The organism is Flavobacterium sp. DG2-3, assembly GCF_030730925.1.
Taxonomy (GTDB): domain Bacteria; phylum Bacteroidota; class Bacteroidia; order Flavobacteriales; family Flavobacteriaceae; genus Flavobacterium.
Genome location: NZ_JAVAMB010000001.1, coordinates 726592 through 749575, shown reverse-complemented (window position 1 = coordinate 749575; position 22984 = coordinate 726592). Strand labels below are relative to the sequence as shown.

Annotated in this window: 14 protein-coding genes; 9 read left to right on the top strand and 5 right to left on the bottom strand. The window is 32.8% G+C overall.

All coding sequences use genetic code 11. The features are described 5' to 3' along the window. Nucleotides 1-15: 15 nt before the first annotated feature. Nucleotides 16-1896, bottom strand: a complete 1881-nt coding sequence (locus Q9Q97_RS03210) for a M1 family metallopeptidase (RefSeq protein WP_306154515.1) — start codon at nt 1894-1896, stop codon at nt 16-18. 64 nt (nt 1897-1960) lie between these two features. Continuing rightward, nucleotides 1961-3595 carry a S8 family peptidase gene (locus Q9Q97_RS03205; protein ID WP_306154513.1) on the bottom strand — a complete coding sequence of 545 codons (1635 nt, stop codon included), beginning with the start codon at nt 3593-3595 and terminating at the stop codon, nt 1961-1963. A 300-nt stretch (nt 3596-3895) separates the two neighbouring features. On the opposite strand from Q9Q97_RS03205, the gene Q9Q97_RS03200 reads away from it, so the two are divergent. The 3 genes from Q9Q97_RS03200 (at nt 3896) to Q9Q97_RS03190 (ending at nt 15465) form a co-directional block, all read left to right on the top strand. After that, on the top strand, nt 3896-8428 hold the full coding sequence (locus Q9Q97_RS03200; protein ID WP_306154511.1) for a T9SS type A sorting domain-containing protein: 4533 nt from the start codon (nt 3896-3898) through the stop codon (nt 8426-8428). Nucleotides 8429-8431: 3 nt separating this feature from the next. Then, entirely contained in the window at nt 8432-9133 is a 702-nt protein-coding gene (locus Q9Q97_RS03195) for a hypothetical protein (protein WP_306154509.1), read from the top strand. A gap of 254 nt (nt 9134-9387) precedes the next feature. After that, nucleotides 9388-15465, top strand: coding sequence for a leucine-rich repeat domain-containing protein (locus tag Q9Q97_RS03190; RefSeq protein ID WP_306154507.1), 6078 nt, complete (start codon nt 9388-9390; stop codon nt 15463-15465). Nucleotides 15466-15539: 74 nt separating this feature from the next. On the opposite strand, the gene Q9Q97_RS03185 is transcribed toward Q9Q97_RS03190, so the two are convergent. After that, nucleotides 15540-16397 (bottom strand): MBL fold metallo-hydrolase, encoded by an 858-nt coding sequence (locus Q9Q97_RS03185; protein ID WP_306154505.1) that lies wholly within the window; start codon nt 16395-16397, stop codon nt 15540-15542. A 78-nt stretch (nt 16398-16475) separates the two neighbouring features. Continuing rightward, nucleotides 16476-17396, bottom strand: a complete 921-nt coding sequence (locus Q9Q97_RS03180) for a hypothetical protein (RefSeq protein ID WP_306154503.1) — start codon at nt 17394-17396, stop codon at nt 16476-16478. Between the two features lie 340 nt (nt 17397-17736). On the opposite strand from Q9Q97_RS03180, the gene Q9Q97_RS03175 reads away from it, so the two are divergent. From Q9Q97_RS03175 to sufD, 6 genes are all read left to right on the top strand, one after another. Further along, nucleotides 17737-18066: an iron-sulfur cluster assembly accessory protein gene (locus Q9Q97_RS03175; RefSeq protein ID WP_026727150.1), complete on the top strand. Its 330-nt coding sequence runs from the start codon at nt 17737-17739 to the stop codon at nt 18064-18066. Between the two features lie 59 nt (nt 18067-18125). After that, nucleotides 18126-19574 (top strand): Fe-S cluster assembly protein SufB, encoded by a 1449-nt coding sequence (sufB, locus tag Q9Q97_RS03170; protein WP_306154500.1) that lies wholly within the window; start codon nt 18126-18128, stop codon nt 19572-19574. A gap of 15 nt (nt 19575-19589) precedes the next feature. After that, nucleotides 19590-19787, top strand: a complete 198-nt coding sequence (locus tag Q9Q97_RS03165; RefSeq protein ID WP_306154498.1) for a DUF2683 family protein — start codon at nt 19590-19592, stop codon at nt 19785-19787. Beyond that, a complete protein-coding gene (locus Q9Q97_RS03160; RefSeq protein WP_306154496.1) occupies nt 19778-20050 on the top strand; it encodes a Txe/YoeB family addiction module toxin in 273 nt (90 codons plus the stop codon). The genes Q9Q97_RS03165 and Q9Q97_RS03160 overlap by 10 nt, the downstream gene beginning before the upstream one ends. A gap of 11 nt (nt 20051-20061) precedes the next feature. Then, nucleotides 20062-20808 (top strand): Fe-S cluster assembly ATPase SufC, encoded by a 747-nt coding sequence (gene sufC, locus Q9Q97_RS03155; RefSeq protein ID WP_008466070.1) that lies wholly within the window; start codon nt 20062-20064, stop codon nt 20806-20808. 65 nt (nt 20809-20873) lie between these two features. Continuing rightward, the gene (sufD, locus tag Q9Q97_RS03150; RefSeq protein WP_306154493.1) at nt 20874-22190 is read left to right on the top strand and encodes a Fe-S cluster assembly protein SufD; all 1317 of its coding nucleotides are present in this window, start codon (nt 20874-20876) and stop codon (nt 22188-22190) included. A gap of 43 nt (nt 22191-22233) precedes the next feature. Here sufD and Q9Q97_RS03145 read toward each other — a convergent pair whose 3' ends face one another. Continuing rightward, entirely contained in the window at nt 22234-22977 is a 744-nt protein-coding gene (locus tag Q9Q97_RS03145) for a hypothetical protein (protein ID WP_306154491.1), read from the bottom strand. Between the last annotated feature and the right edge of the window lie 7 nt (nt 22978-22984).

Below are 22984 nucleotides of genomic sequence, written 5' to 3'. Positions count from 1 at the left end.
TTTTTTATTTGAAGATTACTTCACTTCAAAAACGTTATTTGTCTGTTTTACATCAGCCATTAATCCGCTTGGATCGATAGTGATTTTTTTGATTGCCGTTTTGGCTTTATCAATTGTAAAACTATAGTTTTGCTGTGCCCAAGCCCAGTCTTCTAAAACTGTTCTTTTTTCGTTCGGATTTGGATTTGGCTTAATAAAATTCATCATTCTCAACGGAATGTAGAATGTCTCAGAAGTACCATCTGTATAATCTACTTTTAAATCAATTGGCATTGGCATTCTTCCGATTCTTTCTAAAGAAACAGTTGTTTTTCCAGCATTATCTGCTACGTCTTTAATTCCGTAATCGATAGTGTTTGTTGTTTGCGTCCAATCAATTAAATACCAATCTAATTCAGCTCCAGAAACTCTTTCAGCACTTCTTTTAATATCGTTTGGAGTTGGATGCTTAAATTTAAAGTCGTTGAAATATCGGTGTAAAGTTGCATCAACGTTAGCTTTTCCGATTACATATTCTAACTGAGAAAGGAAAAGGCTTCCTTTTACATAAGAAGAAATACTGTACGGACGGTTTTCATCGTAACGATCTCCGTGCGTTGTTTGCGGCTGTTCTTTACCAGAATTTACTAAACTATAATACGCTTTGTAATTTCCAACAAAAGGATTCACTTCTTTTTTGTCTCCTTTTAATTCATTCAAAGCACTGTCTTCGATGTAAGTCGTGAAACCTTCGTCCATCCAAGGGTGTTTAGATTCGTTTGAAGCTAAAATGTGCTGGAACCAAGAGTGACCTAATTCGTGCGTTGCAGTTCCCAAGATTCCTTCCAAAGTTCCGTTTCCTAACATTAAAGTACACATTGCATACTCCATTCCGCCATCTCCACCTTGAATAAATGAATATTGTTTGTATGGATAGGCGCCAACTCTTTGGTTGTAATATTCCATTACTTTCACCATTAACGGCTCTAACTGTTTCCAGTTTGCAGTCGTTTTTTCGTTGTTTTTGTAGAAGAAATGCAAATCTACATCGTTTGGTCCTTTTACAATATCATGAGTATATTCTTTGTCTGCAGCCCAAGTAAAATCGTGAACGTTTGGCGCAATAAAATGCCATGTTAGCGTTTTTGCTTTTTTAGGATAAGTAACAGTTACACCCGCATCTTCGTAACCGTGTCCGATTGAATTTTTGTCTTGCAAATATCCTGAACCTCCAATTGTATAATCTTTATCGATTGTAATTTTTACATCGAAATTACCCCAAACACCGTGAAATTCTCTCGCGATATAAGGATCTGCGTGCCATCCTTCGAAATCAAATTCGGCTAATTTTGGATACCATTGTGACATAGAAAGCTCTACTCCTTCAGAATTGTTTCTTCCAGAACGACGAATCTGAACCGGAACTTGTCCGTCAAAATCTAATGTAAAAGTCGTTTTAGAATTTGGCAAGATTGGTTTAGCCAAAGTCACTTCTAAGATTGTCCCTGAAACTCTAGTTTGAGCCACAGCGCCATCTTGTTTGAAATTCGTAATTTTTAAATAACCAATTTCATTTGGTTTTAAAGTTTCAATACGGCTTTGTTTTACTTCTTTTCCGTCTGCTCCTTTTACTTTGTTAACCATTCTTCCATCTGGATCTTTAATAAAATGAAGGCGTGCATCCATTTCGCTTCCTGGCTGAAAGGCATTTGGAAACAAATGATAAAATACTTTTTTTAGAGTATCAGAAGAGTTGTTGGTATAAACCAGCTCTTGTTTTCCTTTGTACTGATAGTTTTTTACATCCATCGAAACTTCCATTTTATAGTCAGCGTGCTGCTGCCAATATGGGGCGCTTTGCGCGAAAGCCGAGTTAAAACCTAAGCTTAGGAAAGAAAGTAAAATAATTTTTCGCATGTTTATATGTAATAGAAAATGGAAGAGCGCGAACTCTTCCATTGGATTAATCGTTTAATGTTGTTTATTTTTTAGACATCTTTTCAGCCATTAATAAAGCATTGTAAGCATTTACCATCTTCGCTGTTTTTGATGATTCTACAGAAGAAACGGCAGCTGGTTTCTCTCCCGGATTTTCGCTTTTACCTAAAACAACTGTTGAAGGAAGTGCTACACCAGAATCCATCAAAATCTTTTTAACCTGTGCGGCTTTTAATTTTGGATAGTAAGAGCGAATCAAAGCCGCTACACCCGCAGCATTTGGAGATGCCATTGATGTTCCTTGTAAATATTTGTATTTGTTGTTTGGAACTGTTGCATAAATTTCTTCACCTGGAGCAAAAACGTCTACGTTTATTTTTCCGAAGTTTGAAAATGAAGCTACAACTGTTTCTCCATACGATTTATTAATCGCTCCAATGGTGATTAAATTATCTGCAAATTCTTTTACGTTGTCTTGAGAATCGTTTGGATAATTGATGTTTTTTGTTTCGTCAATATTGTAACCGTCGTTTCCAGCTGCGTGAACAATTAAAACGTCTTTTTTAGCTGCATATTTAATCGCATCATAAACCCAGTCTTTGTGTGGAGAAAAGCTTTTTCCAAAACTTCCGTTGATTACTTTTGCTCCATTGTCTACGGCATAACGAATTGCCAGAGCAATATCTTTATCATACTCGTCTCCATCTGGAACGGCTCTAACTGTCAAAATTTCAACATTTGTCGCTACTCCGTCTCCACCTAAATTATTCCCTCTAACTTGAGCAATAATTCCGGCAACGTGTGTTCCATGTAATGCTTTTTCTTTATCTGGACCAAATACTACGTTATTTCCATATTTAGTACCTTTAATATCGTCTGGATTATCTCCTACGATTTTTCTTCCGTCAAAATCTTTATTTAAGTTGTATTTTAACTGCTCTTCAACCTGATCGCTATACTCTTTTAATTCTTCTTCTGGATTAAAAGTTGGCCCAGCATTTGTAAAAATCTGAGTCATAACCGCCTTACTTCTTGCTACTTTTGGATCTGTAGAAGTAATTGTGCTTAAATCTTCGATTTTATAATCTGTCTTATTCAGCTCTTTTTTTATGGTGTTATGCACTTCCATTAAAAAATCTGCTTGCTGTTTATCTTGAAGCGCTTCTTCGTATTTCTCTGTAAATTGTGCTAGAGCAGCTTTGTATTCTGCAGAACCGTCATCGGCTTTTTTTACGATACGAGTCATTTCCAGATTTTCGTGAACAGCATCTCCAAGGAAATTCCATCCATGAACATCATCAACAAATCCGTTTTTGTCATCATCGATTCCGTTTCCTGGAATTTCTTTAGAATTTGTCCAAATCATTCCCTGAAGATCTTCGTGTTCGATATCTACACCAGAATCTACAATTCCTACGATTACTTTTACGCCTTTTTTACCTTGCAATAATTCAGCGTAAGCTTTATCAACACTCATTCCTGGAATTGAATCTTTTATTAGATCAAGATGACTCCATCTTTTTAATTCATTTTCGCTAAGGGGAGCTTTTTTTACAACTGCTGCAGGGGCTTTAATAAACTCTTTTGAAGTAGAAACCTGCGCCTGAACTGTAGCACTGCATCCTGCTAAAACAAGCAATGCAAAAGCAGATAATTTTAGGGGTTTTATATGACTCATGTATCTGTAATATTTAAGTAAAGTTAAAAGATGGGTCTAAATTATGCTTTTTTGTTACAAAAAACTAACTGTTAACACTGTGTTATGAAATTTTGACGCAAAATGCTTAAACTATAATATTTACAAACATTAAAATGCCAAATGAATGTTGTAAGATTAATAATCGCAAATATACTTTGAGTGAATTATTTCTTTTTAAACTGTAAAAAAATCAACAAATAATACAGTCGTTACGTCTTCCCGTAAGGTTTATCCATTTAATTGACTTACACTTGCGCGACCTAATTCTAAACTTTTTCTATGAAAGCAAAACTACTCTTATTGCTGTTACTGGCAAATTTTTCTATTTATGCCCAACAATACACTAAGATTCCCGATCCTAATTTCGAGAAATTCTTAATTAATGAAAAATACGATTCAGGAACTCCTGACGGACAGGTTTTAACCGCAAACATTTCTGCCATAAAAACATTAAATGTAAACGGATTAAACATTAGCGACTTAACTGGTATTCAAGACTTCAAAGCATTGACCCAGTTAATTTGTTCTTTTAACAATTTAACTTCTCTTGATGTTTCTCAAAATACATCACTTACAGTTCTAAATTGTTTTTCTAACAAAATAACAAGCTTAAATCTTTCGAAAAATACGTCTTTAGATAATTTAAATTGTGCTAGTAATTTACTAACTGCTTTAGATATATCGGCAATTACTTACATAAGAACTGTAAACTGCTATGATAACAAGCTTAAAGCTTTAAATCTTGCAAACAATATTAATCTAAATAGCCTTAACTGTTCTGCAAATGATTTTACAAATGGGCTAAATCTTTTTAAGAATCCTTATTTGACATTTTTAAACTGTAATTTCAGCAATTTAACTAGTTTAGATCTTTCAGAAAATAAATCTTTACAGTTATTAAATTGTCAAGGAAATAGTTTGAAGACATTGGATCTTTCAAACAATATTGCGCTTACATTTGTAGACTGCAGTTCGAATCAATTAAAAAGTTTAAATTTAAAAAATGGAAAAAACACCATTTTAACTACTACTTCTACTTTTAAAAACAATTCAAACTTAAGCTGTATTCAGGTTGATAATGAAGTTACTGCAACGGCAAACTGGGCAAATCTAAAAGATGCCGCGGCTGTTTATAACACCGATTGCAGTATAGAAGTTCCGAGCACATCTATTCCTGATATCAATTTTGAAAAGAAATTAATTGCTTTAGGTATAGATTCGGGTGTGCCAGATGGTAAAGTTCCTACTAGTAAAATTAATAAACTCACCAATTTAGATGTATCATCGAGTTCAATTACTGACTTAACTGGTCTTCAAGATTTTGTTTCGTTAACATATTTTGTAAATATGTACAACAATACGCCTACTGTAGATCTTTCTAAAAACGTTAATTTAACTTTTTTCCGTTGTGAAAGGAGCAATATTGAAAATTTAAATGTTTCTCAAAATACAAAATTAACTCAATTGCTTTTCGGAGATAATAAAATTAAAAGCGTAGATCTTTCTAAATTGACTGAGCTGAAAGAATTATATTGCTATTCTAATGCACTGACAAATATCGACTTGTCGAGTAATGTTAAATTACAAACATTATACATTTATGAGAATCAGTTAACCAAATTAGACCTTAGCAAAAATGCCGCTTTAACATATGTAAATGCTAGATCAAATAGATCATTAACAGAATTAAACTTAAAAAACGGGCAAAACACTCTAATCAAAAAAGGCAACCTTATTGCAACTGAAAACACTAGTCTATATTGCATTACGGTTGATGATGTCGATTATGCTAATACAAACTGGAGCACGGGAAAAGACAAATCTGTTGATTTTACTTTAACTTGTTCTGAACCAGAATATACTCTTATTCCTGATGTAGAATTTGAAAAAAAACTAATCTACAACGGATTAGACATGGTACAGGATGGTAAAGTGTTAACAAAAAAAATAGCTAACGCTGAGTATTTAAACATTGATGATGCTCCTATTACAGACCTCACAGGATTAGAAGTTTTTACTAACTTAAAAAGATTGTACTGCAGCAAAATAAATGTGAAAGATATCAATCTTAGTAAAAACACACAGTTAACCGAAGTAAACTGTTCTTCAAACAATTTGAGTTCAATAGATTTGTCTGCTCTTGTAAATTTAAAAATATTAACTCTTACTAATAATAATTTAACAGCACTTAATATCTCAAAAAATCAGGCTCTAGAGCGTATTTCTGTCGACAAAAATAAACTTACAACAATTGATTTTAGCGCCAATAAAGCTTTAAGCATAATTTCTTGTAACAGTAATTTAGCAACAAATATTAATGTTTCTGAAAACGATGCGTTAACTTATTTAGATTGTTCGGCAAATAAATTAAGCAGTATAAATGTATCTAAGAACCCTAAATTAATTAAGCTATATGTGAATACCAATAGCTTAACTGATATTGATTTAAGTCAAAATATTGCTTTAACAGATTTTGTGGGCTCTGCAAATCAACTTACTAGTCTTAATGTCACTAAAAACATTAATTTAACTAGTATTAATGTGTATTTAAATAAGATATCAAATCTGAATATCTCTAAAAATACGGCTTTAACATCTATAGATTGCGCTTATAATTCAATAAACACTCTTGATGTTTCTAATAACAAAGCTTTAACAAAATTACATGCTAATACCAATAAAATTACAGATTTAGATCTTTCTAAAAATACTGCTTTAGTTCATTTAAGCGCAGGAAGCAATAATTTAAAATCTGCTAATTTAAAAAACGGAAATAATACTCAAATGACATATTTAGATATAGATAATAATCCAAATCTAAGTTGTATTCAGGTTGATGATGTTGCTTATGCAAATGCAAACTGGAGTGCTAAAAAAAGTGCTGCTGCAAGTTTCAACACAGATTGCTCTTTTTATACTGCAATTCCCGACATTGCTTTTGAACAAAAATTAATAGACCTTGGCTTAGACACCGATGGAAAAAATGGAAAAGTACTTACTGCTAATATTTCTGGAGTAACATCTTTAGATCTTTCTGAGAGTCAAATTAACGACTTAACTGGAATACAAGGTTTTACTAGTTTGGAATCTCTTGATGCTGAAAAAAATAATTTAACTAAAATTGATCTTACAAAAAATCAAAATTTGGTTAGTCTAAATGTTGCTCAAAATCAATTAACAACTTTAAACTTAATTAGCAACGTTTTACTTCAAGCTATTTATTGCAACAACAACTTGCTCAAAACACTTGATTTTTCTAAAAATTCAAGTTTGACAGAAATTATTTGTTCTGACAACAAATTGATTTCATTAAATTTGAAAAATGGCAACAATGCATCTACAAGCGGACCAAATGTAAAAAACTTTACCAATAATCCGGATCTAACATGCATTCAGGTTGATAATGCAGATTATGCTAATACAAACTGGAAGAATTACAAGGATGCAACAGCAAACTACAGTTCAAATTGCGACTATTTTACTTCTATTCCTGATAGTAAATTTGAGGCTAAGCTGATTGCTTTAGGGATTGATAAGGACGGAGAAAATGGAAAAGTAGCAACTGCAAGTATTTTGTATGTAACTGAATTGGATGTGTCTTCGAGTTCAATTACAAATTTAACAGGTATTCAGGATTTCGTTTCTTTAAATACCTTGCTTGCACAATCAAATCAATTAACAACCTTAGACTTAAGCAAAAATACATCTCTTACTAGACTAAATGTAGATTTTAATGTTATAACATCTTTAAATGTGAGCAATAATCAATATTTAACTAATTTATCAGCTTACTACAATAAAATTTCTAGTATAGATATTTCTAAAAACACAGCTTTAACTACGCTAGATTTATCTTATAATGGAATAACAACATTAGATCTTTCAAATCATAAAGCTTTACGTAATCTTAAACTACTCAGCACTCAATTGACAAGTTTAAATCTTAAAAACGGCGTAAATTCTTTAATGAATGCTGCTAATTTATCATTTGCATCCAATCTAAAACTATATTGTATTCTTGTTGATGATGTAGATTATGCCAACGCAAACTGGTCAAATAAAAAAGATTCATTTGCAACTTATAATACCGAATGCACGGGAGAAATCAATTTACCAGCAAACAACTTTACTGTAGAAACCAAAGGAGAATCTTGTTTAGGAGAAAACAATGGTGAAATCAATATTGTTGGAAAAGCTTCATTTGCCTACAATGCGACGATTAACGACAAAGCTTACACTTTTACAAATAACAGCTTAAAAGTTGCCGCATTGACTCCAGGAGTTTATAAAATTAAGATTACAATTCCAGAAATGATTTTCGAACAAATTTTTAATGTAACTATTCAAAAAGGGGCAACTATTACAGGAAAATCTAATGTAAGCGCTAAAAATGTAGAAGTTGAAATTACGGAAGGAACTGCTCCATTTACAGTATTTGTTGATGGCACAGAACAATTCCAGACAACAGATGCTAATTTCACCGTTGCTTTGGATAAAGCTGGATTGGTTGAAGTAGCAACTGCAAAAGCTTGTGAAGGTGTGTATGCTAAAAAAGTTACTTCTTATGAATTAGGAACTACTCTTGCAGCTTACCCGAACCCCACTTCTGGTATTATCGAAATCGAAATTCCAAGCACTAAAACTGAAGTTGCAATTGAATTATACAATTTTGGAGGTCAATTAGTTTCTCAAGGAACTTATAACATTGAAAGCGGAAAAGCTATTTTAAATCTTGAAAAATTACCTTCAGGAATTTATGCTGCTAAAATCAATTTAGAAACTCCGGAATACATTAAAATCATAAAAAATTAAAAAATGAAGAATTCTATATACCTTTCAATAATCTGTTTAGTATTTGCGGCCTGTGGAAGCGGAGGCGGAGACGACCCAGTTACTCCTCCAGCAGCAAATACTGCGCCTACTGTACCTGTGTTAACAACTCCAGCAGACAATAAATTATGCTTGGATAACAATGTTTCTTTTCAGTGGAATGCTTCGACTGATGAACAAAAAGATGCTATTGTATATCAAATCCAAATCGCAAAAGATAACGGATTTGCTCAAATTATAAATACCCTTGACAATTCGTCTCTTTCTACAAGTGCTTTGGCATTAGAGAAAAACACTGCTTATTACTGGAGAGTAAAAGCAACAGACGCTAAAGGACTAGCTAGTGCTTATTCGTCTACTTTTAAGTTTTATACTGCCGGTACAGCTGTTGTGAATCATTTACCTTTTGCACCAGAGTTTATTGCTCCAACATCAAACGCAACAGTTGGCACTGCATCTGCAAATTTATCGTGGAATGCTTTTGATGTTGATACTGCTGACATTCTTACTTATGACGTTTATTTTGGAACGGCAAATCCGCCAACGGCAAAAGTAAGTGAGAATGCAAGTTCAAAATCATTTGAAGTTGCGCTTCAATCGACTACTCAATATTACTGGAGAATTGTTGTAAAAGACAATAAAGGTGGTGAAACCATAGGTCAGGTTTGGAAATTCAAGACCAACTAGACTTAAAAATTACAATTAGTTAAAACCCAAAAAATCCCATTTTCATTCAGTTGAAAATGGGATTTTTTTCTAGTAGATGGTTCTACAGTATGCATTACGTCTTTCCGTAAAGAAAAATCTTTTTAAAATTGTATAATTGCATTGACTAAATCCAAAACTGAACCTATGAAAATAAAATTACTTGTATCCTGTTTTTTGACACATTTTCAATTTAAATTCATCTCGCAATTAATTAACCCCAAATATTTAACTCTATGAGGAAAATTTTACTTTTAATTTTAATTCTTTCTTTTAATCAAATAGATGCCCAATGCTGGAAATCAGTAGCTTCTGGAACTGATTACAATGTTGCCATAACAACAGATGGTACTATTTGGTCTTGGGGAAGTAATGGAAGAGGACAATTAGGTATTGGCAGTTTTACAAGAACAAATGTACCTACCAAAATAGGAACAGACAACGATTGGAAAACAGCGTCGGCAGGACAATCTTTTACTGTTGCATTAAAAACAAATGGAACTTTATGGGGTTGGGGAGATAACTTTTACGGACAACTCTGTGACGGCACAAGAACAAACAGCAGTACACCTATTCAAATAGGAACTGCAACTGACTGGACAGCGATTTCTGTAGCAGATGGTTTTTGCATTGCTTTAAAAGCAGATGGTACTTTATGGGGTTGGGGAAACAATTATAAAGGACAGCTAGGTGATGGCACCACTACCGATAAAAATACTCCTACTCAAATAGGCACAGCTAATGACTGGCAAAAAATTGAAACAGGTTCTGGCTACAGTGTCGCTATTAAAAAAGACGGAACACTATGGGCATGGGGATCAAATTCATCTGGTAAATTAGGAGATAACACTACTACTGACGTCCTTCTTCCAAAGAAAATTGGAACATCAAACGATTGGAAAACCATTTCCGCTGGTGTAGCCCATACTATGGCTATAAAAACAGATGGAAGCTTATGGGGCTGGGGAGAAAGCGCGTATGGAAATTTAGGTAGTGGCTCCAGATCAGATTTCTATGTTCCAACAAGAATAGGAACTTCTACAGATTGGAAAACTATTAATTGTGGTGGAAATCATACTATTGCTATTAAAACCAATGGCTCTCTGTGGGGTTGGGGATTCAATTTAGACGGAGAATTAGGAAATGGTGCAAATACGAATATTATGGCTCCTGTGCAAATAGGATCGTCAAGCAATTATGAGTCTGTAACTGTTGGTTATTTCCATAGTGTCGTTCTAGATTCAAACAACTCTATTTGGACTACAGGTCAAAACGCTGAAGGACAATTAGGAGAAGGCACGTTTGCTAATAAAAATGTGTCAACACTTTTGGCTTGTCCAGGGACATTAGCAGTAACAACAAATTCAACCAATCTAACCTGTTTTGGGTATAATTCTGGGACTGCATCTATAATATCAGTTAACGGTGGAACAGCTCCATATACTTATTTATGGTCTAACGGAAAAACAACAGCGTCTATTACAGACTTAAAAGCTGGAATTTACACTTGCACAATAACAGATGCTACTTCATTATCAATCACAAAAAGTTTCGACATTTCGCAACCAATAGAGTCTCTTAATTTTACCGTTGTTGTTCAAAACGCCGACTGTAGCAATGTAAGCAATAATGGAAACATAACAATTAATGCTTCTGGAGGAACAAAACCTTATCAATATTCCATTTTAGAGCCTGGAATTTTTCAAGAATCAAATATTTTTAGCAATTTACCAGCAGGGAATTATAATATAATGGTAAGAGATGTCAATGGATGTACGGTTCAAATGATTGCAACCATTGACCCAAGCTATACGCCGCCACCAACGCCACTCCCAGCTGTTCAAACATTCAATAATACCGCAATTGTTGCCAATTTAAGAGTGGGCGGAAATAATCTTAAGTTTTTTAATGTTGATACGGGAGGAATTCCTTTAGATTTATCTGCTCCACTAAAAACAAGCAAATATTATGTTTCTCAAGCAGATTTTGGCTGTGAGAGTGCTAGAGCTGTAATTGATGTAACCGTTGAGACAACTATAGTTGGAGATCAAATACCAACAAATGGCTTAATTGCGTATTACCCTTTTAGCGGAAATGCAAATGACACCAGCGGAAATAGATTAAATGGATCTGTTACAGGTGCTGTTTTAACAACTGATAGATTTGGAAATAGCAATAGCGCCTATAGTTTTGATGGAGCCAGCAGTTATATTGATGCTACTATTGCCAATATTCCTCAAGATAATTCTGCAAGAACAATTTCTGGCTGGTTTAAAACAAATACTCCAAATCCAGGTGAAAATGGAGATGTATGTATTTTTAATTATGGCGCGTTATCAAGATTACAAAGATTTGGACTTACTGTTTACTCGAAAGGTTATCTTGAAACTTCAACCGGACCAAATGCCATCGGCGATGATTTTTATGTAAACAACTTTAATTATTTAAGTAATGACTGGTATTTTTTTACACTTACCTATAACGGAGCCAAATTATCATTATATGTAAATGGTGTATTTGTTTCAGAAAAAAATGCTGCCTTAAATACTACAAACAATCTTTTTAGAATAGGAAAACGAATTTCAGGAGATACAACTAATGAGTATTTTAAAGGAGAAATCGATGATATAGGCATCTGGAATCGTGTTTTGACTCCAGAAGAAATTTTAGCTTTGTATACCCCTGGTGAGCAACCTTCTTATACTTTAATTTCAGATCCGAATTTTGAGCAAAAATTGATTAACTTGAGATTGGATTCTGGTATAATTGATGGAAAAGTCCCGACGTCTAATATTAATACCGTAACATCCTTAGACGTTAGCAATAGTAATATTGCAGATTTAAGAGGAATACAAGACTTTGTATCTTTAACCAATTTAAATTGTAGCCAGAATAGTCTGAAAGCGTTAAACGTAAATAAAAATACCGCTTTGATTGTTTTAAATTGTAATAACAACCAGATAGCCGCTTTAGATGTAAGCAATAATACTGCTTTGACTGAATTAATTTGTTACTCAAATAAATTAACTTCTTTAGATGTTAAAATAAATACAGCTTTAACGAAATTAGATTCGGGTTCAAACCAATATACTACTTTAGATGTAAGCTCAAATACTGCTTTAACATTTTTAGGATGTAATACTAGTCAATTAACCAGTTTAGATGTAAGCAATAATACTGCTCTGACTCTTCTGGATTGCCGTGAAAACCAGATTAAAGCTTTAGATGTTTCTAACCTAACTGCTCTTAAAGAGCTATATTGTCAGTCTAATCAATTAAAAGATTTGGATGTAAGCAAAAACAAATCTTTAGAATTAATAAACTGTTCAAAAAATCAGTTAACAACTTTGGATATAAGTATGCATCCATCTGCAATTGGTTTGTATGCTAATTCCAATCAATTAACGAGTTTGAATTTGAAAAATGGAAACAATATTAACTTCCAATTACTATATCTAAATCTTAAAAACAATCCAAATCTAAGCTGTATTCAAGTTGATGATGCTACTTTTTCTAATGCAAACTGGTCTACTAAAAAAGATCCTATTGCAAACTTTAATACCGATTGTGTAACTTCAAATCTATACACTTACATTCCAGATGTGAATTTTGAAAACAAATTAATAGCATTAGGAATTGATTCTGGAGTAGCGGATGGAAAAGTGTTGACTTCTAAAATTTCATCACTTACTTCATTAGATGTTTCGGCAAGTTTAATTTCAGATTTAACAGGAATTCAAGATTTTACTTCGTTGAATAAATTGAATTGTGGAAACAACAAACTTTTGAGCCTTAATATTTCCAATAACAAACTTCTGAAAGAATTAAATTGCAGATATAATGATTTAACTACCTTAGATGTGTCAGCAAATACAGGTTTAACTTCATTAGATTGTATTTATAATCATATTACAACCCTGGATGTATCTAATATGGTGGAACTTCAATCATTGCTATGTACGGGTAATCAAATAACAAATTTAGATGTAACTAAGAATTTGCATTTATATTGGTTTGGATGTAATACTAATAAACTAGCAACTTTAGATGTTTCACAGAACAAAATTTTGCAATATTTAGATTGCGGATTCAATCAACTGACATCTCTTGATATTTCTAATAATACAGCTTTATTTTATTTAAATTGTTATCACAATAAGCTGACATCTATAGATGTTTCCATGCTTCCAGAACTAACGTCTTTAGCTTGTTCAGCGAATCAATTAAGTAACCTGAACATTTCTAAGAATGTTAAACTAAATTCTCTACTGTGTGAGGACACCAATATTTCAACTCTTGATATTTCTGCTAATACAGGGCTTAAGGAATTGTTTTGTGGAAATGGACAACTTACAACTTTAGATGTTTCCAAAAATAAGGCATTAACCCGTTTACACTGCCAGAATAACAAACTAACTTATTTAAATATTAAAAATGGGTCAAATACACTACTCACTGATGTGAGTTTTATACAAAATCCAAATTTAAATTGTATACAGGTCGATGATGTGGCTTATGCCAATGCAAACTGGTCTACTAAAAAAGATCCTATTGCAAACTTTAATATATACTGTGAAAAATATACTTTAATTCCCGATCTGAATTTTGAAAAATTTCTAATTACCAAAGGAATTGATTCAGGATCTCCCGATGGAAAAGTTCTTACCTCAAAAGTATCTTCTTTAACTGAATTGTTTATTACTCCACAATCTATTAGCAGTTTGTCTGGAATTCAAGATTTCATCTCTCTAGAAACCCTTCATTGCGATGATAATCAAGTTACTAGCATTGATGTTTCTAACAATATTAATTTAGAAAGTTTATCTCTGGGTAATAATAAGTTAACAGATTTAGATGTTTCTAAAAATACGGCTTTAAGAAGTCTCTATTTTTACGACAACCAAATAACCACTATAGATGTTTCTAAAAATACAGCTTTAGAATTTTTGTATTTTCCAGGAAGTAAGATAACCGATTTAAACATTTCAAAAAATACTGCTTTACGGAACTTAAACTGTAGTTCTAATTTATTAACTACCCTTGATCTTTCTCATAATACAGCTCTTGAAACTTTACTTTGTGATCATAATCAATTAACAGAATTAGATATCTCTAAGAATACTTTACTGAGTGGCTTACAGTGTAACAGTAATAAACTAACAGCTTTAAATACTTCGACAAATACTAATCTGGTCAGAATTGAATGTGATTCTAATAAAATTACACATTTAGATACTTCTAATAATCCTTTATTAAGTGGTTTGAATTGTAATTCTAATCTATTAACGACTCTTGATATTTCAAAAAACACTTCTTTAGATTATATAAAATGCGCTTACAATCAATTAATTAGTCTTAATTTAAAAAATGGAAACAATATCAATTTTGTCAATACAACTATGGTTGATAATCTAAAAAACAACCCGAATTTAACCTGTATTCAAGTTGATGATGTGGCTTATTCAAATAAAAACTGGATGAACGCTAAAGATTCCTGGGCAACTTACAATACTACCTGTACACCAGAATACGTAGCACTTCCAGACACTAATTTTGAGCAAAAGTTAATTGATCTAGGAATCGATACTGATGGTCTTAATGGAAAAATCACAATTGCAGATGCAAGTTCGATAACAAGCATAGACCTTTCAAATAGCAATATCAAAGATCTAACAGGAATTGAATACTTTACTTCATTGACAACCTTAAACATAAGTAATAACCAAATTACCTCTCTAGACGTAAGTAACAATTTACTTTTAGAAACACTTGATGCTTCTTCAAATCAGCTTACAACATTAGATTTATCTAAAAATACTAAGCTAACAATTGTATACGTAGTGAATAATCCTTTGGTTTATTTAAATCTTCGAAACGGCAATAATAGAAATTTTGTATTGTCTTCTCCAACAACAAGACAAGCTGCTGCAGGGGTTTACACTAGTTTCTTAGGGCTTACCTCTCTAAGCTGTATACAAGTTGATGATGAGAATTATTCAAATGCAAATTGGTCAAACATCAAAGAATCGACTACTTCTTATTCTAATACTTGTAAAAGTCTAGGTGTGGATGAATCTACTCTTAATCAAACTGTAGTTTATCCAAACCCAACGAAAGGAGTGGTAAACATCACTAATATTTCTTTAGACAAAGCAACAGTTTACAATTCGTTAGGACAATTAGTAAAATCTTTCATTTTAAATAATGCAAACACAGATAATACGATCGATTTGTCTGGCTTGCCTAAAGGAGTTTATTACGTTTATTTAATTAACGGAGATGCCGCTTCTGCTAAAAAAGTTATAGTAGAATAATCATCATTCAATAACCAAAAAATCCCATTTTCAACTGAATGAAAATGGGATTTTTTATATTTTGAGTATTATGATTAAAGAATCTCTTTGCAAGTAAAAACATCCTTCAATCGAACGCCTTTTTCGGTATGTTCGACCGTTATAATCTGATTGTGCGCATCGTGTTCTAGAAACAAATAATGATTCTGATCTGCTGCTACATTCAAAAATTTAGATTTCTCAGGCATAGTCAACAATGGCCTTGTATCGTAGCCCATAACATACGGAAGCGGAATATGTCCAGCTGTAGCCAGCAAATCGGCACAAAATACAATTGTTTTATCTTGATATTTGATGTACGGAATCATTTGTTTTTCCGTATGCCCGTCAACGTAATAAATATCAAAACCTAGTTCTTTTGAGAAACCAAAAACAGATTCAGGTCTTTCTATAAAATTTAGTTGTCCGCTTTCCTGCATTGGCAATATATTTTCTGCTAAGAAAGAAGCTTTTTCTCGTGCATTTGGTTTTGTTGCCCATTCCCAATGATTTTCATTTGTCCAGAATTTAGCATTTTTAAACGCGGGCTCGTAACCCGTTTTATCTGAATTCCACTGAACGCTTCCGCCGCAATGGTCAAAATGAAGATGCGTCATAAAAACATCTGTGATATCATCTCGGTTAAAACCATATTTCGCCAAAGATTTATCTAACGAATGCGAACCCCAAAGCGAATAATAGCCAAAGAATTTTTCTGATTGTTTATCGCCCATTCCCGTGTCAATCAAAATAAGACGATTTCCATCTTCAATTAATAAACAGCGTGCAGCAATATCGATTAAATTATTAGCATCGGCAGGATTGGTTTTGTTCCAAATCGTTTTCGGAACAACGCCAAACATAGCGCCTCCGTCTAACTTAAAATTTCCAGATTCTATTGGGTAAAGTTTCATGAGAATGATTTTCTAAAACAACAAAGCTAGAAAATTCAATCTCCTTTTGCTAAAAATTAAAGGTTAAAAACGTTCTGATTATTCTAATGTGACAGAAGTGCTGCCCATTATTTCCTGCTTATCAAAATAATTCACAAAGTAAGTTCCTTTCTTAAACTGATCTGCATTTAGAATTCCGTAAGCATTTAACGATTTTCCTTGAAAATCGGCGCTAACAATAAAACTATAAACCAGCGCTTTATCATTCCCAAATTCAATCAATCTATTGTCTCCTAAAACCGTGTTTTTCTGATCCAAAACCTGAACATAAAAAACTCGTCTTCCTGTTTTTGCAACCGCATTTCCGTTGACTGTAAAACTAATTTTAAGCTTTTTGGTATTCTTTGCCTTTGTAGTTTCAAATTCTGCTCCTGAGCTTTTTTCGCGAAGCGCAACAGCTTTAAAATTGCTCAAATAAAGCCTTGAAGCATCTTTTAAAGTCGATTCTAATTTCTTTTGTTTAGAAATCAAAGTATCATTTTCTGCCTTTTGCTGATACATGACCACGTTCTGACTTTCAATTTCTGTCAATAAATTTTTATTCTGCGATTTCAATTTTTTAATCTCCGTCACTTTACTTTCCAATGAAGATTTCAGACCAAAAAGCTGATTTCTATAAATTCGAATTTGATCTGCAGACGGATTTTGTGAAACTTTAATGATTTCCATTAAACTTTCTACATTTCTGCGCTCCAATTCTAATTCTTTAGACAAAGCTGTTTTTTCTAAAATAGCCTGATCATACGCTTCTTTCAATACATTCAAAGAATCTAAAATATCTTTTTGTTCGCTTGTTTCTCTACTTTCAGATGAAATTGTATTTACTATACTTTTATTTCCAGCTTCACTTTCAATCGCATCATTCTCATTACTAAAAACTAAAGCTACAGCACCTATTCCTAAAACAAAAATTAAAGCAAACAAGGGCTTAAACCACTTAATTTCATTTTGTTTATTCATAATTACTTATAATTTTTCTGCAAAAATATTGAATAAAAAACGACTATAATCAGTAGAAATACTTGTTTTTTAACATTTACGAACGATATTTGCAGCTTTAATTCTAAAAAAAGAAGTTTTTTTAATCGGAGCTGTTTCCAAGGTCTATTTAACAAAATAAGTAATATCTATTTTCTCATTTGTTATAATAATGTGAACCGCTATGGAAAAAGGTTTTTAAGTCGTATCTTTGCAGATAATTTCATTTCTGCATTGACATACAGCACTTTAAAATGTACTAATTTAATTACTTTTTAAAGATTAATTAAAGGAATGTTGAAAAGATAAATACTAAAAAACAATGATAAAAGTTTCTGATACAGCCAAAAAGAAAATCATCGACTTAATGACAGATGATGGTTTTGACGCTGCACACGACTATGTTAGAGTAGGTGTAAAAAGCGGCGGATGCTCTGGTTTGTCTTATGATTTAAAATTTGACAAAACTAAGGGTGATGATGACAAAATTTTCGTAGATAACGACATACAAATTGCAGTTGAAAAAAAATCATTTCTTTATTTAGCCGGAACAATTCTTGAATTTTCGGGCGGATTAAACGGAAAAGGGTTTGTTTTCAATAATCCAAATGCAAGCAGAACTTGTGGTTGCGGAGAGTCATTCTCACTATAATTAAAGCTAAAAAAATCGTAAAGTAGAAATTTAATTTTTACTTGATATTAAATAAAATAATGAGCAAATACACCGAAGACGATTTAAAAATCGAACTGGAAACTAAAGAATACGAATACGGATTTTATACCAATATAGAGTCTGAAACATTTCCTGTGGGCTTAAACGAAGATATCGTTAGAGCTATTTCTCTTAAAAAAGAAGAGCCAGAGTGGATGACCGACTGGCGTATTGAAGCTTTCCGCGCATGGAAGGAAATGATCGAACCAGAATGGGCAAATGTTCAATACGAAAAACCAGATTTTCAGGCTATTTCGTATTATTCTGCTCCAAAACAAGTAGATCCTAATAAAACTTTGGATGATGTTGATCCAGAATTATTAGAAATGTACAAAAAATTGGGAATCTCTGTAGACGAACAAAAAAAGATGAACAATATCGCAATGGATATTGTAGTCGACTCAGTTTCTGTAGCTACAACTTTCAAGAAAACTTTGGCAGAAAAAGGAATTATTTTCTGTCCGATTTCTGAGGCTATCAAAGAGCATCCAGAATTAGTTAAAAAATATTTAGGTACAGTTGTTCCTCAGAAAGATAACTTCTACGCTGCTTTAAACTCAGCTGTTTTCTCTGACGGAAGTTTCTGCTACATTCCAAAAGGCGTGAAATGCCCGATGGAGCTTTCAACATATTTCAGAATCAATCAAGCAGGAACTGGACAATTCGAAAGAACTTTGGTTATTGCTGATGAAGGAAGCTACGTTTCTTACCTTGAAGGATGTACAGCTCCAAGTCGTGACGAAAACCAATTACACGCTGCTGTAGTTGAATTAATCGCTTTGGATGATGCTGAAATTAAATATTCTACCGTTCAAAACTGGTTTCCAGGAAACAAAGAAGGAAAAGGTGGAGTTTTCAATTTTGTAACTAAAAGAGGTTTATGCGAAACAAACGCTAAAATTTCTTGGACACAAGTTGAAACAGGTTCTGCTGTAACTTGGAAATATCCTTCTTGCGTACTTAAAGGAGATAATTCAGTAGGAGAATTTTATTCAATTGCTGTTACTAATAACTTCCAACAAGCTGATACTGGAACAAAAATGATCCATTTAGGAAAAAACACTAAATCGACTATTATTTCTAAAGGTATTTCGGCTGGAAAATCACAAAACAGCTACCGTGGTTTAGTGCAAATTTCTCCAAGAGCAGAAAATGCAAGAAACTTTTCTCAATGTGATTCTCTTTTAATGGGTAATAACTGTGGAGCGCATACTTTCCCTTATATCGAAAGTAAAAATCCATCAGCTAAAATTGAGCACGAAGCAACAACAAGTAAAATTGGAGAAGATCAAGTTTTCTATTGCAACCAAAGAGGTATCCCGACTGAAAAAGCGATTGCCTTAATTGTAAACGGTTTCAGTAAAGATGTCTTGAACAAACTTCCAATGGAATTTGCAGTTGAAGCTCAGAAATTATTAGAGATTTCTCTTGAAGGTTCTGTAGGTTAATAAAAACAAAACATTATGGATATACTTTTAAAAAATGTAAATAAGAAAGATTTTCCGATTTTTAAATCACTCGCAAAATCTCTTGGTTTCGAAATTGTTGAAGAAGTAGAAAAACCATATAATCCCGAATTTGTAAAAGAAATTTTAGACGCTGAAAAGAGCATAAAAGACGGGAAAGGAATTAAAATAAAAACAGAAGATTTGTGGAAGTAATTTATTCTGAAAAAGCTCAAAAAGACAGAGAATATTGGAAAAAATCTGGAAATAAAGCGGTCATGAATAAGATTACAGCCTTGATTGAAGACATTTTACTTCATCCTTATGAAGGAATTGGAAAACCAGAACCTTTGAAATATCAGCTTTCAGGAAAATGGTCCAGAAGAATAAATCAAGAGCACAGATTAATTTACAGAGTTACCGAAGAAGAAACAATTGAAATATTAGATATCCTTTCGATGAAAGGACATTACGAATAAAATAAATACAAATGTTAAGTATAAAAAACCTTCACGCCGCGATTGGTGATAAAGAAATCCTTAAAGGAATCAATATTGAAGTTAAAGCGGGAGAAGTTCACGCTATCATGGGACCAAACGGTTCTGGAAAAAGTACACTTTCTGCTGTTATTGCAGGAAACGAAAACTACGAAGTTACAGACGGAGAGGTAATTCTTGACGGAGAAGATCTTGCTGATTTGGCTCCAGAAGAAAGAGCGCACAAAGGTGTTTTCCTTTCGTTTCAGTATCCAGTAGAAATTCCTGGAGTTAGCGTAACTAACTTTATGAAAACAGCGATTAACGAAACTCGTAAAGCAAACGGACAGGAAGAAATGCCAGCTAACGAAATGTTGAAAGTGATTCGTGAGAAATCTGAATTGTTAGAAATCGATCGTAAATTTTTATCTCGTTCTCTTAACGAAGGTTTTTCTGGAGGAGAGAAAAAGAGAAACGAGATTTTCCAAATGGCAATGTTAGAGCCAAAATTGGCTATTCTTGACGAAACCGATTCTGGTCTTGATATCGATGCTTTAAGAATTGTTGCAAATGGCGTAAACAAATTAAAAAGCGACAAAAACGCTATTATCGTTATTACGCACTACCAACGTTTGTTAGATTATATCGTTCCTGATTTCGTTCACGTATTATATAATGGAAGAATCGTAAAATCTGGTGGAAAAGAATTGGCTTACGAATTAGAAGAAAAAGGATACGACTGGATCAAAGCAGAGAACTAGTTTACAGTTATAGTTTACAGTTTGCAAAACTCATAACTTATAACTCATAACTCATAACTAAGAAAATGGATTTAAAAGAAAAATTAGTATCGTCTTTTATGGCTTTTGAAGAGCGTGTAGATGTGCATTCAGATTTGCATGACATACGTACAACGGCTATAAAAAACTTTGAAAATAAAGGTTTCCCAACCAAAAAAGAAGAAGCTTGGAAATATACATCGTTAAACGCCATCTTAAAAAATGACTTTACGGTTTTTCCTAAGCAGGAAAATGCAATCGAATTTAATCAGGTAAAAAAATACTTTTTACACGAAATTGACACTTATAAATTAGTTTTTATTGATGGTGTTTTCAGTTCGCATTTGTCTTCTACAACACATGACGGAATCGATGTTTGTTTAATGTCTTCAGCATTGACCAAACCAAAATATAAAATGGTTATTGATACCTACTTTAATCAAATTGCAAGCAAAGATGACAGTTTGACTTCATTGAATACTGCTTTTGCGATTGAAGGTGCTTTTATCAATATTCCAAAAAAGAAAGTCGCTGATAAACCAATTGAGATTATGTATTTTTCAACTGGAAATGAAGCTGCTTTAATGGTACAGCCTAGAAATTTGGTTATTGTGGGTGAAAATTCACATGTTCAAATTATTGAGCGCCACCAAAGTTTGAATGAAAATCCGGTTTTAACAAATTCTGTCACGGAAATTTTCGCTCAAAAACGTGCTATTGTTGATTATTACAAAATTCAAAACGATAACAGCGAAGCGAATTTAATCGACAATACTTACGTTTCTCAACAACAGGAAAGCCATGCTTCTGTTCATACTTTCTCATTTGGAGGAAATCTTACCCGTAACAACTTAAACTTCTACCATTTCGGAGAAAGATTAACAAGTACGCTTAACGGAATTTCGATCTTAAATGACAAACAACATGTTGACCATTATACATTGGTAAACCACGCACAGCCAAACTGTGAAAGTTTCCAAGATTACAAAGGAATATTCTCTGATCGTTCGACTGGAGTTTTCAACGGGAAAGTTTTGGTAGAAAAGGAAGCTCAAAAAACAAATGCTTTCCAAAAAAGCAACAACATTTTATTGAGCGACAAAGCAACGATCAACGCAAAACCACAGTTAGAGATTTTTGCCGACGACGTAAAATGTTCTCACGGATGTACTGTTGGACAGCTTGATGAAACAGCAATGTTCTATATGCAGTCTCGCGGAATCCCGAAAAAAGAAGCTAAAGCTTTATTGATGTACGCATTCTCAAATGCCGTTATCGAAAGCATCAAAATACCAGAATTAAAACAAAGAATTACTAAAATCATTGCCATGAAATTGGGCGTGAATTTAGGATTTGATTTGTAAAAAAGAAAAGCTTTCCTCAATTTGGAAAGCTTTTTTTTATCAATTAATTTACTACGTAATTTCTATTAAATATTTCTGCATATATATTTCTTGCTTTTTCCGTAATAACAAAATATTTAGAACCACTACTTCTAAAATAACCATTAACAATAAAGAATTCTCTTTTTTCTTCAGCAATATCTTCAGGAAATGGTGAAGCTCCATTGTAAAAAACCTTGTAGCACTTTACAAAATCTTCAATTAAATTTTTCTCAATCAACGCCTTATAATCGCCTGAAGCTGTTTCTTCTCCATTAAAATCAATAATATCTTGCTTTGTTTTTGAATTATTTAATTCATTCAATTGATTCTGTAATAACTGAATTTCTCCATTTTTTCTTTCCAACAGTTTTTCAAAATTCTCTTCTAATTCTCGTAAATCTGAACGAAGTTTTATCGACTGTTCCAAAGTCAAAAGTTTTTTTCCTTCGATATCATTTTTCTGATTAATTCTCCACGTCGTAAATTTCAAATCTAGCCAATATGCGCCATTTGTCAAAAATGGAATAACCGTCAATAAAATAACTGTTGAAATTAATGGAAAATAAATTAGATCCCATATATCATTATAGTTATTCATTATGAAATCTATCTTAGTACCTTTCAGCTTATCTTGATCAACAAAAAAAGTTAAATAGACTATTTTCCAATTCCAAATTAGCCAAGAAGTGATCAATGTTCCATAAAAAGGGCTAGAAACTCTTTCTTCAAAAATTGAATTAATTGACTTTTTAATTTCATCTATCATATCTTTT

Bases quoted from the DNA above. Each gene is read 5' to 3' on its own strand.
- Q9Q97_RS03190 (WP_306154507.1), top strand. From the start codon at position 9,388: ATGAGGAAAATTTTACTTTTAATTTTAATTCTTTCTTTTAATCAAATA.
- Q9Q97_RS03165 (WP_306154498.1), top strand. From the start codon at position 19,590: ATGGATATACTTTTAAAAAATGTAAATAAGAAAGATTTTCCGATTTTT.
- Q9Q97_RS03200 (WP_306154511.1), top strand. From the start codon at position 3,896: ATGAAAGCAAAACTACTCTTATTGCTGTTACTGGCAAATTTTTCTATT.
- Q9Q97_RS03185 (WP_306154505.1), bottom strand. From the start codon at position 16,397: ATGAAACTTTACCCAATAGAATCTGGAAATTTTAAGTTAGACGGAGGC.
- Q9Q97_RS03195 (WP_306154509.1), top strand. From the start codon at position 8,432: ATGAAGAATTCTATATACCTTTCAATAATCTGTTTAGTATTTGCGGCC.
- Q9Q97_RS03175 (WP_026727150.1), top strand. From the start codon at position 17,737: ATGATAAAAGTTTCTGATACAGCCAAAAAGAAAATCATCGACTTAATG.
- Q9Q97_RS03145 (WP_306154491.1), bottom strand. From the start codon at position 22,977: ATGATAGATGAAATTAAAAAGTCAATTAATTCAATTTTTGAAGAAAGA.
- Q9Q97_RS03180 (WP_306154503.1), bottom strand. From the start codon at position 17,396: ATGAATAAACAAAATGAAATTAAGTGGTTTAAGCCCTTGTTTGCTTTA.
- Q9Q97_RS03205 (WP_306154513.1), bottom strand. From the start codon at position 3,595: ATGAGTCATATAAAACCCCTAAAATTATCTGCTTTTGCATTGCTTGTT.
- Q9Q97_RS03210 (WP_306154515.1), bottom strand. From the start codon at position 1,896: ATGCGAAAAATTATTTTACTTTCTTTCCTAAGCTTAGGTTTTAACTCG.
- sufB (WP_306154500.1), top strand. From the start codon at position 18,126: ATGAGCAAATACACCGAAGACGATTTAAAAATCGAACTGGAAACTAAA.
- sufC (WP_008466070.1), top strand. From the start codon at position 20,062: ATGTTAAGTATAAAAAACCTTCACGCCGCGATTGGTGATAAAGAAATC.
- sufD (WP_306154493.1), top strand. From the start codon at position 20,874: ATGGATTTAAAAGAAAAATTAGTATCGTCTTTTATGGCTTTTGAAGAG.